The organism is Candidatus Rickettsia mendelii (genome assembly GCF_057543435.1).
Map to the genome: position 1 here is coordinate 44,091 of NZ_BTGX01000023.1, position 13,559 is coordinate 57,649.

Here is a 13,559-nt window from a genome sequence, read left to right on the forward strand (position 1 = left end):
AACATACATTATTCAGGCAACATACATTGCTCTAATATTTTTTGATATTTATTGGGAATTAATTCCATAACTTTTTCTTTTATATTTTCTCCTATTTTAACTTTTTTTATTGCTGCTTGATATAAAGATAAATAATATAGAGGCATAATTTTGTTTATATCATCTATAGTACCTATTTTAGCTTTATTTAAATCTGATAAATTAAAATTATACTCAACGCTAATATCAATTAAATTAGATGAATTCGGATGATCAGAAATAGTTTTGAAAAATGCTTTTAAAGCATCACTATATATTTCTTTACTCTCTTTCGAAAATCTTTTAAACTCCCCTACTTCATATAAGTATGGACTTAAGACATCTATTATTTTAGAGTAGTTATTAACTATTATTATACCTTTACTATAAGAACTTTTAAGAGGATTTACTATAGTTTCATTTGTTATATTAAATCCTAATGAGTTTGAATATAGGCTTAAATTATTTATCTGTGTTCTAGTTAATTTATTTAATTCAGTAACTAAATTAACATTTAAATTAAAATTATATTGTCTATCTTCAAAAATACTAAAATTGTATTGTTTATTATTATTTAAAATATAGCTTAGCTCATTGTTAAAATTTTTATATAGCTCATCATCAGAATGCTTAAGCAGATATATCTGCTTATCATAATATATTTTTTTTATAACCTCTAATAAACCTGCTGTAAAACCCTGCTTTGGCTTGAATTGTGAATCTACTAGAAGATCAATATTATTATTTCCAAAATCGTCTAAATTACCTTTATATAGTAAATTAATATTATTTTCAAAACTATTACTATTTATTTTTGCATTAATAACTTTAATTGTTAAATCTTTATTAATATCTTTAAAATGTGAACTACTTGTAGTAATTAAAAAATTACCAGAAAATTTGAAATTATTATTCCAAGCTAATCTATATAATAATAACCCAGCAGGGATTGTTCTATCTTTAAGATTACTTTGTATTATTTCGGTTTCATAGTTAATTTCTAATTTTTGCGGTATATTATCAAGAAAATCCTGTTTGCTTTTGTAATACTTACTTTTATTAAATAACATAGTAAATGTAGTATGATCTTCTTCATATAATTTTTGCTTATCGACTAAATCATAAATTTCTGCTTTACCAGAGATAAATTTAATATTTTCTATTAGATTTATTATTTCAAATAAGTTTTTCCTAGTGCTAATTATTTTAAATAATTTAAAATTTAATGGTATTTTTGCTGATAATATGCAATTCTCATTATAAAATTTTACTCCAAATCCTCTTTGAATAGGCTTGAATCTTCCAAATGCTTCTCCTGAAAAACTTAAAAATAAATTCTGTTTAAGTAAATCATAGCCGATATTTATCACTGAGGTAAATTCAATTACTCTATTCACGCTCTCTTCTTGCCAATTAATTATTGAAATACCAAATTTAAAAGGGAAACCATAGGGTTTAACTTTAGAAAATTTAATAAGATACTGATTATCATTATTATTAAGCTCTTCTATATTAAGATAAGTACCAGCATATTTTTGATTTATAGAGTTTGATAAAGAGAACATAAAAGCAAACCACAGCCCGCTATATACTAATATAATAAAGATGACTATAAATAATAGTATTTTAAGAGTTTTTTTCATTTTAGTTTGATATTGTTGCATTACTCTATATGCCACACTGCGTAGGCAGGAATGACATCAATTGCTTTTAGTCATATAGACAATCATTTACACAGCTTTGTATATTCCTTATTTAATTTTACAATATCCCAAATCCATAAACTCATCATAACTATAAAAATTACTAATAAATATATTATGATAGAATCGAAAGTAGCATTCGGAATAATGATAAATATCAAAGATTGAATAAATGCTCCAAGAGATTTGCCAAATTTAGTGCCTATAACCTCTACAGCAGCTTTTCCTTTAGTTCTAAGTTCTAACGATAAAGGAATATATGTCATTTCTTTTGTTGAATCAAATAATGAATATTTGGAGGACTTACTTAATATATTTTGAATTGCTCCAACAATGATTGCTGCATAAAGAAGATCAAAATCACTAAAACATGATCCTATTTCTTCAATGAAAATTATGAAAATAAAAAATATTAAACCGGTAATAGACAGCATAATAGGAGTTAATAATGCAGAAATAAGCCAACCAAGTCTTCGAAGAATATTACTACCTATTATCATGAAAGTAACACATGATATTCCCATCCAAATATTAAATCTTCCCATAAAGCGGACATAATCTATTGTATTTGGATATAATTCTTTTATTTTTGCTTTCCAAGGTCCTTCAACTATATTAATGAGTAATCCATAACAAACTATTAATAAAGCAATATGCCCTACATATTTTGAGTGAATTACCATTTTAATACTTTCAATTACTGAAAGTGAAGTTTTAGTTTTAGCAGTTACTTTTTTTAAATCTAAAACAGCTATGGAATCAGTTAAAATAAATTTGTTTATTATCTTAAATAAGAGCATAGAAATTATTCCTGCAGCAACAATTATTGACATAACTGGCTGAAGCATTATAGTTGCCTTAGATGATAAACTAAAAGAATCTGGTAATAATTCAGAATCAATGATGCTCGAGCTGTTTGAGAAAAAGACAAGCACTGTACCTGCTATTATCAGGCCTATGTTACCGACCATTCCAAGAACTGGATAAAACCTTTTTGCTTTAGCCGTATCAAAAATGTGATTAGCAAATTGCCAAAACATTAAGTTTATTACTACTGCACTCCATAGTTCTGAAAAAATATACATCAGTGCATAGCTCCATTTGCTTGCTATCTTAATGAACCATTTAAAATTAGGATATGAAGCAATTAAATTATTTATTACTTCCTTATTAGGATGATAAATCTCTTGGTTTGGATAAATGATATAGGCAAATAATAAGAAAAATAATAAAAAACTGCCGACTATAATGTAGAAAATATATTCATAATTAAATTTATTACTAAGCTTAACGTAAAGCAAAGTAAAAATGACACATGATGGTAATACTAACCATAATTTTAGAAAGCTAATAATTTCAGCACCCATAGAAGGGACTACTAAACTATCTTTAATAGATCTCAAAGCACCAAAATTAAAAAGTATACATAGCATCATCAGTGCCATAGGTATAAAAAGCTTTAATTCTTTTTTTTCTATAGGCCAAATTATTTCTTTAACTTTCTCAAAAAAAACTTTAGGCGGTAACATTTTATATTATAACCTTGTATAAAAATAAAATTTAATTTTTAAATCTCTTAAGCACTAAAGTCAATTAAAATAATTAATTTTTTAAAAGTATTATTTCTCCATATCACCAATAATATTTAAGTTCTTATGGCTTTGCTTCAAAAGACGATATAATAAATTTTGATCAGAAAAATATGTTATTATTACATCCAATTTTCTTCATATTTGCTAAATTGATAGCGGCATTTAAATAACTTTGTAGGAATTTTAATTAAAGAAAATTAAAGAATTAGTATAAATAATTAGATTATTTACATATTTTCGGTTATCATAAACTTGCATTAAGTGTTATACCTAAAAGTGTCATTCTGGTTACTCGACTACTAAAAGAATAGAAAAAATGTTATGTTAAGTGGTTCTAGTTTATGTATTATTTGGTTATTTGGACTTATTAGCGGTTTTAATCTAATGATTACCGGTAATACTCTAAATTATTGGCTTGCTAAGGAAAATATAGCGTTGCAAACCATTGGTATATTATCATTTATAACACTCCCCTATTCTATTAATTTTTTATTAGCACCAATTTTTGATACTCTGAAAATAAAGTATTTAAATAAAATATTTGGTCATAGGTTATCCTGGATTTGTTTAACTAGTAGTGCATTAGTACTGCTTATATATATTTTTAGCTTTTTAGACCCTCATAATAATCTATTATTATTTGCCTTTATGGCTTTAATTATCTCTTTTTTTAGTGCTGCACAAGATACTATATTAAGTGCTTTTAGAACTGAAATAGTACCAAAAGAGTCACTTGGCTTTACTTCAGGAATATATATATTTGGTTATCGAGTTGGTATGTTGCTTGCAGGTTCAGGTGCTATATATTTATCTATTTATTTAACATTCAATAAAATATATAAAATCTTTTCTAGTTTGATATTTATTTATCTTATTTTACTAATTGTAAGTGTTAAATATTGTTACTCAACCAAAAACAGAAACATACAATTGATAATGAATAATCATGATAATATAAATCATATTTATCGTTTTATATATAGTACGTTAAAACCCATAGGATCTACTTCTTTTATTATTTTTACAATAATCTTTTTAGTATTATATAGATTACCTGATAATTTTATTAATGTTATGATTAATCCATTTTTGCTTAATTTAGGATATAGTCCTTTTGAAATAGCAAGTGTTGGAAAGTTTTGGGGAGTTGTAGGAGCTATAGTTGGCGGATTGCTTGGCGGTTTTATTATGAAGAAAAAAAATGTTCTAAATAGTATATTATTATTCGGTATTATTCACGCCTTAGCTCATATATTATTTATAATACTTGAAATAAAAGGTAAAAATTCTTTATTATTATTTATTACAATAGGAGTAGAAAGTATTACTGGTGGTATGGCAATGACTGCTTATATTGCTTTTATTTCTTCACTTTGTCAAGGTAAGTTTCGAGCTACTCAATATTCTTTTCTTTCATCAATGATGGGAATTTCACGCTCAATTTTTCCTATAGTTTCAGGCTATATTGTAGTAAATTTTAGTTGGCAAAATTTCTTTTTATTTACTATAATTATTACTATCCCTTCTTTATTAATTTTATTAAAAATAAAAGCTAAATTACAATAATGGATAATATATTAAGTGCTTTTGTGCATGCAATAATTTTAGCACTTGGTCTCATTGTACCTTTAGGTGTACAAAATATTTTTATACTTAGTCAAGGAGCAGAACAATACAGCCTTAGCAATGCTTTACCTAGTGTCATTGCTGCTTCAATATGTGATACTATTCTTATATGTATAGCTGTTCTTGGAGTATCTTTGCTAATTCTTGAAATTACTTGGCTAAAATTATCAATATTTATTGTTGGATTTATTTTTCTAATCTATATGGGATATAATACTTGGAATCAACCACATGTCAATCTTAAAACTCATGCCCAAGCTTTTTCTGCTAAAAAACAAATCTTATTTGCTATATCTGTATCAATATTAAATCCACATGCTATTATTGATACGGTTATAGTAATAGGTACTAGTGCTTTAAAATATAATGGCATCTCAAAAATTGTATTTACGTTAACCTGTGTAGTTATCTCTTGGGTATGGTTTTTTTCTTTAGCAATGGTTGGCTATAATATCAGAAGATTAAATAAAAGTACTATAATTTTGAATGTGATTAATAAAATAGCTGCTATTATAACTTGGTGTATGGCTTTTTATATAGGAATACAAATATTGTATGAAATCGATTTTATTAACTAGAAGTCTTGAAGGAAATAGGGAAACTATAGAGGAAATAAGTAAATTTAATTTAAATTTTAATTATATTCATTGTCCTTTAATTAAGTATAAAATGCTAGATTTTAATACTGATATTTTAAAAAATTATTCCAATATAATAATAACTAGTAAATATGTAGCAAATATCCTAGCTAATTATAACTTAAAACATGATATTTGGGTAGTAGGTAGCAAATCAAAACAATTGCTAAATAATAAAAACTTGAAAGTAGCTTATACTGCTAATAATGTTCAGGATTTAATTAAGAATTTTCCTGCTTACTTATATGAGCAGACTATATATTTATCTTCAAACGAAATTACTAGAGATTTACCTGCTAAAATAAAACGACATATCATTTATAATGTAGAATATTTGGATGAGATGCCTTTATCTATTACAAAACTCGCTTATGGAGAAGAATGTGCAGGAGATATGGAATGCAGAACTACAGTGTCCATAGATGTAAGTGAGGATTTGAGTACCGGATCAACGTATAAATTACCTATAGATGTAGAGTTTCGAAAGAAGTCTATTGACTTCATTTTACTTTATTCTCAAAATAGTGCTAAGACTTTAATAAAATTATTACATCAAAATAATTTACTTGAGTATTTACAAGATAGTTTAGTTGTAGCTATAAGTTTGGAAGTTGCAAATATAGTTAGATCTTTTATTAAAAATGTGATTTACTGCGATGATCAAAATCATACTGATATAATTAAGTTATTATCTGAGAATGCAAAAATTTGACACTTTATTTAAAAGTAAAAATATTTTCTTTATAGTGATAGTAATATTTATCTTGTCTTCTTTTACTCTTTATCTTAATAAAGACGATTTTTTAAAATTGTTTAAGAATGAAAACAAAGATCTAAATCAAACTATTAATACAGTAGAAAAAAGTAAGCTAAGTATTAGTGATAGAAAAAATGAATATCCATTATTATCTACTAAATCACTTTTAAACTATGTAAATTCCTTAAAATTCCTTGAAGCATCAACTAATTTAGTAGAACCAAAACTAGACACTATTCCTAAATCGTGTTTAGTAGATTATATTCATTATTTATTAAACGTAAATTTATTAGTATATAATTTTTTACAAGACGAGGATTATAGTAAAGAGCTAAGAATAGTAAATTTTTATCAGCTGCCTCAAGATATAAGGAATATTTTAATTAATTTAGAAGCATATAATAATAATTATCTTATCTCTAAATCCAGAGGTATGGAAATAATCTTTCCTACAAATCATAAATGGCTTAAGAAATTTATCAAAATTGAAAAAAAACCTTCTGATATAAGAAAAAAAGAACAAGATAAGATTCTACTTTTAGAAAAGTTAAATTATCTCATTAAGTTTCTTTATTCAGAAAAATTTATGCAGGAGTTTATAAATAAGGATGTTTAGATTATTGTTAATATGTGCTGCTTTTTTACTACTTTATTTTGGATTTACTTTAACTCAAAGTTTTGATTCAAAAGTTTTTGTTAGTTTATACAATTATAATATTGAAACATCTTTTTTCTTTAGTCTTATTTTAGGACTTTTATTACTAACTTCTTGTTTCATTATAATTAAATTTTTAATCTTAATTATCGATTTACCACTTAAAATACATAATATTCTTAATAAACGAAAAATTAATCATGCAAGACATGCTTTAATTTTAGCTTTTGCAGAATATATTATGAGTAATAAAATTAAAGCTGCTTCTATTGCACGCAAAAACTTATTTACTGAAGATCTAAAAGGGTCACAAGAATTCTATAATTTAATTTTAGCTGAAACAGAAGAAGATGTAGATACAAAAATTTCCTATTTTCAAAAACTTACTAAATCTAAAGCATTTGCGTTTTATAGTGCTAAGAACTTAGCAAAGCTTTATTATGATAAATCTTTGTATAATGAAGCAGAAAATTATGCAATAAAGGCTTACAATTTAAATGAATTTGACAGCGATAATTTAATTACCTTAATACGTTGTTATAAAAAACTTTCTTTGTGGACAAAATTTACTTTTATAACAAATAAACTTGCAAAACTTCATAAACATGGTTCTGTGCTGCTGCAAGCTCAAGAAATTGCTGAGTATTATTTACTAGTAGCAAAGCAAGAAGTAGAAAATAATAATGTTGTTAATGCTAATCTTTATTTAGAAACAGCCTTAGATTTAAATTTTCTCAGTATAGAACTACTAGAATTTTACTTTAATTTAAATGATAAGCTTAATATTAATAAGAAGATCACAATATTAAAGAATGCTTTTCGTATTGTACCATCTTTAGAGTTAGTACAGCTATTTAAAAAATTCACATCTTTATCAAATCAACAAATTTATGAAGAACTAACAAAAGAGTTAGATATTAAAAAAGATGAGATATTGATTTTAGCAATAGGAGCATATTTAGAGTTATAAACTTCATATCCTATGTTATTTCTGCTAAGTAAGCTTTGTGTTTTGTGATTCTTATATCATCCCCTATATTTTGTAGCGGTATTATTGTGTTACAATATGCTAAAACTATATCATACTACCATACTACAGCTACGACTTACAATATTCTAGAAAAATAACTTTTTTTTTTACGCTAAGGTAATAAACTAATATAAAAATAGCCTCTTTTGACTCCTACTAGCTTCTTTATTCAAATTATTATTCTGATGACCACTAGATTGTATTGTTGTTAAATAATCATTTATTGCTTTAGCAAACTCTTCAGTTTTATAACGAAAGAAATGATCAGCACCATTAATAATTTTACAATCAACTTTAATATGTGATTGTTGTTTAGATAACATATTTGCTAGATCTTTTACGTCATCTGCTGATACTATACTGTCATTATCTCCTTGTAATATAAATCCTGGAATAGGACAAGGTGAAAGAAATGAAAAATCATATTTATGAACTGTGTTAACTGGTGGTGAAATAGCAATAAAATGGTTTATTTCAGGACGTCGCATTACAAGCTGCATAGCTATCCATGCACCAAATGAAAATCCTAATATTAGATTAGAATGAGCATTTGGATTATTCTGCTGTAACCAATCCAAAGCTGCACCAGCATCTACAACTTCACCGATCCCATTGTCAAATTTACCTTGTGATCCACCTACTCCCCTAAAATTAATACGTAATACGGTATAACCGTTATCTGCTAAAATCTTATAGGCGTTATAAACTACTTTATTATTCATATTACCTTCATATAAAGGATGAGGATGAAGAACTAATGCAATAGGAGCATTAAGTGATGTGGCTTTTGCATATCTTCCTTCAATTCGTCCTTCCGGACCGTTAAAATAAATTTGCGGCATAATTACTTATTACTTACATTTGTTAAGAATATATATTGGTTTTAGTGTAATTTCTCGATATTATATCTCTATACCCTTTCTGCATTATATAAATTTTCACCTGTTATGTTAACTATTTTATGAAAATACTGCTCGCTCTATAGCATTTACACTATGTTGTACTAAGTCTTTAGCAATTTCTTTAGTAATCATTTTTTTAAGACTGTTTTTAAGTTCTTGCCTGATGTACCCAAGCATTTGTGGTTCTGCTACAATAATCAACTCTTTATATTTAGCTCGATCAGCTGCCCCTGATATTTTTTCTAAGTACTTAATAACACTTTTTGCAGCGTCCTTATGCTCTATTTCTCTTAGAGAAGTATGTGATTCAAATAATGATCTAGGGTTAGACTTATTTTGATGAAAGCTTTGTCCTTTTTCGTGATGTGCCTCTAAATCTAAAGATAATTTTAATGGCTTAGTACTAGTAATCTTAAACCCTTGTGCATCGTAAAGCATCATTTGTTTGCTATCAATAACTGCAATTAATTTTAATGGTGCTGTACTTTTCATAATACCTCCATAAGAATAATTGGTTATTTTATGATAATACTAATTATTACTTAAACCAACATTAATTTAATAATTTTTGTTTTTCGCTATTAATTATTTGTTCAATCTTGTCATTAAGTAAGCGTACTTCGCTTTGCTCCACCTCTTCTTTTTCTATGACTCCAATAATTTTTACTTTTATTGTTCCTGATCTCCTAAACCAAAAACCTCTAGGCCAAAATAAACCAGCATTATGAACCATCATTACAATTGGAACTTTAGTAATTGAAGCCAGTTTTACAGCACTCGGTTTAAATTTTACTGTTTTATCAGGCGGAACTTTAGTGGATTCAGGAAATATTATTAACCATAATCCTTCTTTTATTTTTTCTGCACCTTCTCTTAAAATTTGAGCAACTGAGCTATTGCTTCCACGATCTACAGCGATCGGTTTAACGATTCTAAGTCCCCATCCAAGTAGTGGTATATTAAATAATTCACGTTTTAATACCCAAGAATGTTTAGGGATAATTAATTGCATAAACATTTGATCCCAAAAGGATTGATGATTAGATACGACTATTGAAATTGTTTTTGGTAGCTTTTCTAGCCCTTCTACTTGATATTTTAAACCACAACAAATTTTTGCAAGCAAAACAAAAGCATAAGAAAAGATAACAGCGATTTTATATCTTATTTGATAGTTGACATTGAAAAATGTTACAGGTATGTAACATATAAGAAAGAAAATAAAAGTAAATAATGATAATAAACCATAAAATGATAAAATTCTTAAACGCCAAAGCATAATTACTAAATATAATTATATTGATAAAGTGGTATTTATAACATAATTTTGCAATGAGTAAAATAAAAAGGTACTAAATGAAAAAGACCGTTCTTTCAGGTGTGCAAGCAACTGGTTCTTTACACCTTGGTAATTACCTTGGTTCAATTAAAAACTGGATTAAAATGCAAGAAGAATATAATTGTTTTTTCTTCTTAGCGGACTTACATGCTATAACAATTGATATTAAACCTTTAGATCTTAATAATTCAATTATAGAAACTATTGCATTTTACCTAGCAGCAGGTCTTGACCCTAATAAAGTAACAATGTTTGCTCAAAGTATGATAAAAGAGCATGCTGAATTTGCTTGGATACTTAATTGTATTACACCGCTTGGATGGCTTAAACGCATGACTCAATTTAAAGATAAAGCAGGTAGTGATCAGGAAAAAGCCTACCTTGGGTTATTTTCATATCCAGTACTTATGGCAGCAGACATATTAATATACAAAGCTGATATAGTACCTGTTGGTGAAGATCAAACACAACATTTAGAGCTGACAAGAAATATTGCAGGCGTAATAAATAGAAAATTTAATAAAGAAATTCTAAAGGTTCCAAATATTTTAGTTAGTGATTCCGGTACAAGAATCATGAGTTTACGGGATGGAAGCAAAAAAATGAGTAAATCTGATCTATCTGATTTTGCTCGTATCAATTTAAAAGATGACAATGATCTTATTTATCAAAAAATAAAAAAAGCTAAAACAGACTATTTAAGTATAATAAGTTATGATAAAGAAGCAAGACCAGAAATTAGTAATTTGTTAGATATTTATAGAAGTTTATCTGGAAATAAATTGGAAAATATAATTAAGAATTATCAAAATCAAGGTTTTGCAAAGTTTAAGAAAGATTTGGCAGAAATTATTATTATAAATTTACAGCCTATACGTGATAAATATTTAAAATTAATGAATGATAGAGAATATTTATTGAAAATACTGTATAAAGGAGCAGAAAAAGCAAGAATTAGAGCATCTGAAACAGTAAACGAAGTGAAAAAGCAATTCGGATTTGTAATATAAATTTATATTTTATTCAATTTTTCTTGAATTACACAACATTTTTTGTTATGAATCATTCTTGGATAGGTGGCCGAGAGGTTTAAGGCACTAGTCTTGAAAACTAGCGTGCGGGTCATCCGTACCGTGGGTTCGAATCCCACCCTATCCGCCACCTCCTAGAAAGCTTGCTAATTTTGAGTTTCATGAATAAAGAAATTATCAACAATAAAGCTAGTATAGCTTTTATTAGGCTTCAATAGATAGAATGTATAGCTTTAGAAGAAATAAAATTATATCTTGAAAAAAACTAAATAAATCAAGATTTTATTATTTAGTTTTAATGTTCTAACAGCTTTTATCCCACTATTTTAGGATAACATAATGGTAGAAACACATATCGTGAAGCTCTAACTCCAAATAAATTAATTACAATATATCTACTTGTCTATTTGATCTAACATTATCTTAGCAGCTTTTATTCCTGTTTCTTTTGAAATTTTTGTATTTGTAATTTCAGTATGGAAAATTATTTTACTACAATCAAGCTTACCAAGCATAAAATCGGTTTTTATATTCCCATTATCTAAATATCTAGAATAAGCAGCTATTGGTGTGCGGCAATTTGCACCTAAATACTCTAAGAAAGTTCTTTCAGCTTTTATTAATTCAGAAGTAGAAAGATGATTAATCTGCGTGCATATTTTAAGCATATCATGATTGTCTTTTCTAGCTTCTACTGCAATAATACCCTGCCCTATACAAGGCAGCATTTGATTTAGCTCAATTAAGTGACAAAATTGTGAATTAAAAGCACCAATTCTTTTAAGCCCAGCATATGCTAAAATTATTGCATCAACTTCACCATTTATTAGTTTTTTTATCCGTGAATCAACATTACCTCTAAAAACTACTATTTGTAAATCTGGCCTTATTTTCTGTATAAATGCTTTTCTACGTACGGCTGAACTACCTATTACAGCATTTTGTGGTAGTGTGTCTATAGATTTATATTTAAAGCAAACAAAAACATCTCTTGGATCTTCATGTTCTAAAACAGCAGCAATTACTAAATTTTCAGGTATTCTACCCGGCACATCTTTCAAAGAATGAACTGCTAAATCAATTTTTTTATTAAGTAGGGCTTGCTCTATTTCTTGTAAAAATAAAGCTTTACCACCTATATCGTATAGTGGCTTATTTTGAATCAAGTCACCGCTAGTAGTAATAGGTACTATCTCACAATTAACATGAGGAAAGTATTGCTTGATTTTGCTAATCACTAAATTAGTTTGAATTAAAGCAAGCTGGCTTTTTCTTGTCCCTATCTTGATAGATTTAATCATCTAATTTAACATTCTATAATTTCAAAAGGACTAGTAAAACTTAAATTATTACTGCTTATAACTACTTTATGATTCATAATAACTGGCTGATTTATCTGACCGTGTCCTATTCCTGTTGCTTTATAAGTGTAGATGTTTGGAATATAATTTAAACAAAAATTTTTTATACTCTGTTCTATATATTCATCCCCATTAGTAAAATCACCGAAAATTATTGCTGCTACATTATCAAATATACTGGCATTTTTTAATTGCACTAGATTACGATGCACATCATAGCCTTTTTCATTAACATCCTCAAATAGTAATATATTACCATTTTTAAGATTAATAGAAGTACCGATTAATTTGGTAAAAACTGTTAAATTTCCACCTAGTATTTTACCTTCTATAATGCTATCTCTAATTTTATTTATAGGTGTAAGGGATATTTTAGTGTTATTACCATTCAAAATATCTAGTATAGATTTAATACCTTGATTGTGAGGTGGTAGTAAAGAAGTTAATACAGGACCATGAATAGTTGATATATTATAATATCGATTTAGTAGTAAATGTAAAACTGTAATATCGCTATAACCTATTAAAATTTTATCACCTTTTTTTGCTATATTAAAACAATTTTCTACAAACTCACTACAACCATACCCTCCGCAAAAGACCCAAATTATTTTAACCTGTTCATTTTCCATAGTTTCTTTAAATATTCTGAATCTTTCATTCTTAGGGGCAGCAAAAAATGGTAATTCATCACCAGTAAAGATTTTATCATCTACTAAAACTTTAAATCCTTGTAAAGTTAGCATCTCAACTGCTTTATTTAATTTTTCTTTAGCATCAAGGCAACCTGATGCTGGTGCTATAATTGATATAAAATCTTTCTGTTTATTAAAAGTAATTTTCTTCATTTTATAATTTCTTTAAGAGTTATTATCCTGTGTAGGCAGTAATTTAGTAGAAAGTTATG

Annotated in this window: 13 protein-coding genes and 1 tRNA gene; 7 read left to right on the forward strand and 7 right to left on the reverse strand. The window is 26.8% G+C overall.

Annotated elements, in window-relative coordinates:
- Nucleotides 1–8: 8 nt before the first annotated feature.
- Entirely contained in the window at nt 9–1,661 is a 1,653-nt protein-coding gene (locus AC27F4_RS03730; RefSeq protein ID WP_487062320.1) for a hypothetical protein, read from the reverse strand.
- A gap of 83 nt (nt 1,662–1,744) precedes the next feature.
- Entirely contained in the window at nt 1,745–3,250 is a 1,506-nt protein-coding gene (tlc3, locus tag AC27F4_RS03735; protein WP_487062205.1) for a nucleotide exchange transporter Tlc3, read from the reverse strand.
- A gap of 384 nt (nt 3,251–3,634) precedes the next feature.
- Here tlc3 and AC27F4_RS03740 point away from each other — a divergent pair, with 384 nt between their 5' ends.
- The 5 genes from AC27F4_RS03740 to AC27F4_RS03760 are packed head-to-tail and all read left to right on the forward strand — an operon-like array spanning nt 3,635 to nt 7,959.
- Nucleotides 3,635–4,879: an AmpG family muropeptide MFS transporter gene (locus AC27F4_RS03740; RefSeq protein ID WP_487062207.1), complete on the forward strand. Its 1,245-nt coding sequence runs from the start codon at nt 3,635–3,637 to the stop codon at nt 4,877–4,879.
- Nucleotides 4,876–5,517: a LysE/ArgO family amino acid transporter gene (locus AC27F4_RS03745; protein ID WP_487062322.1), complete on the forward strand. Its 642-nt coding sequence runs from the start codon at nt 4,876–4,878 to the stop codon at nt 5,515–5,517. The genes AC27F4_RS03740 and AC27F4_RS03745 overlap by 4 nt, the downstream gene beginning before the upstream one ends.
- Nucleotides 5,495–6,289: a palindromic element RPE1 domain-containing protein gene (locus AC27F4_RS03750; RefSeq protein ID WP_487062209.1), complete on the forward strand. Its 795-nt coding sequence runs from the start codon at nt 5,495–5,497 to the stop codon at nt 6,287–6,289. Before AC27F4_RS03745 ends, AC27F4_RS03750 begins: the two co-directional genes overlap by 23 nt.
- A complete protein-coding gene (locus tag AC27F4_RS03755) occupies nt 6,276–6,950 on the forward strand; it encodes a hypothetical protein (RefSeq protein ID WP_487062211.1) in 675 nt (224 codons plus the stop codon). Before AC27F4_RS03750 ends, AC27F4_RS03755 begins: the two co-directional genes overlap by 14 nt.
- A complete protein-coding gene (locus tag AC27F4_RS03760; RefSeq protein WP_487062213.1) occupies nt 6,943–7,959 on the forward strand; it encodes a tetratricopeptide repeat protein in 1,017 nt (338 codons plus the stop codon). Before AC27F4_RS03755 ends, AC27F4_RS03760 begins: the two co-directional genes overlap by 8 nt.
- 185 nt (nt 7,960–8,144) lie before the next feature.
- Here AC27F4_RS03760 and AC27F4_RS03765 read toward each other — a convergent pair whose 3' ends face one another.
- The 3 genes from AC27F4_RS03765 to AC27F4_RS03775 form a co-directional block, all read right to left on the reverse strand.
- On the reverse strand, nt 8,145–8,861 hold the full coding sequence (locus tag AC27F4_RS03765; RefSeq protein ID WP_487062215.1) for an alpha/beta hydrolase: 717 nt from the start codon (nt 8,859–8,861) through the stop codon (nt 8,145–8,147).
- A 117-nt stretch (nt 8,862–8,978) separates the two neighbouring features.
- The gene (locus AC27F4_RS03770; RefSeq protein ID WP_487062217.1) at nt 8,979–9,413 is read right to left on the reverse strand and encodes a host attachment protein; all 435 of its coding nucleotides are present in this window, start codon (nt 9,411–9,413) and stop codon (nt 8,979–8,981) included.
- 61 nt (nt 9,414–9,474) lie between these two features.
- On the reverse strand, nt 9,475–10,200 hold the full coding sequence (locus AC27F4_RS03775) for a lysophospholipid acyltransferase family protein (RefSeq protein ID WP_487062219.1): 726 nt from the start codon (nt 10,198–10,200) through the stop codon (nt 9,475–9,477).
- Between the two features lie 77 nt (nt 10,201–10,277).
- Between AC27F4_RS03775 and trpS the strand changes: the two genes are divergently transcribed.
- Both trpS and AC27F4_RS03785 read left to right on the forward strand, forming a co-directional pair.
- The gene (gene trpS / locus AC27F4_RS03780; RefSeq protein ID WP_487062221.1) at nt 10,278–11,270 is read left to right on the forward strand and encodes a tryptophan--tRNA ligase; all 993 of its coding nucleotides are present in this window, start codon (nt 10,278–10,280) and stop codon (nt 11,268–11,270) included.
- 60 nt (nt 11,271–11,330) lie between these two features.
- Nucleotides 11,331–11,421 (forward strand) — tRNA-Ser (locus tag AC27F4_RS03785).
- 265 nt (nt 11,422–11,686) lie between these two features.
- Here the strand turns inward: AC27F4_RS03785 and hemC are convergent.
- Both hemC and AC27F4_RS03795 read right to left on the reverse strand, forming a co-directional pair.
- Nucleotides 11,687–12,592 carry a hydroxymethylbilane synthase gene (hemC, locus tag AC27F4_RS03790; RefSeq protein ID WP_487062223.1) on the reverse strand — a complete coding sequence of 302 codons (906 nt, stop codon included), beginning with the start codon at nt 12,590–12,592 and terminating at the stop codon, nt 11,687–11,689.
- Nucleotides 12,593–12,597: 5 nt separating this feature from the next.
- A complete protein-coding gene (locus AC27F4_RS03795) occupies nt 12,598–13,500 on the reverse strand; it encodes an LD-carboxypeptidase (protein WP_487062225.1) in 903 nt (300 codons plus the stop codon).
- Nucleotides 13,501–13,559: the final 59 nt, after the last annotated feature.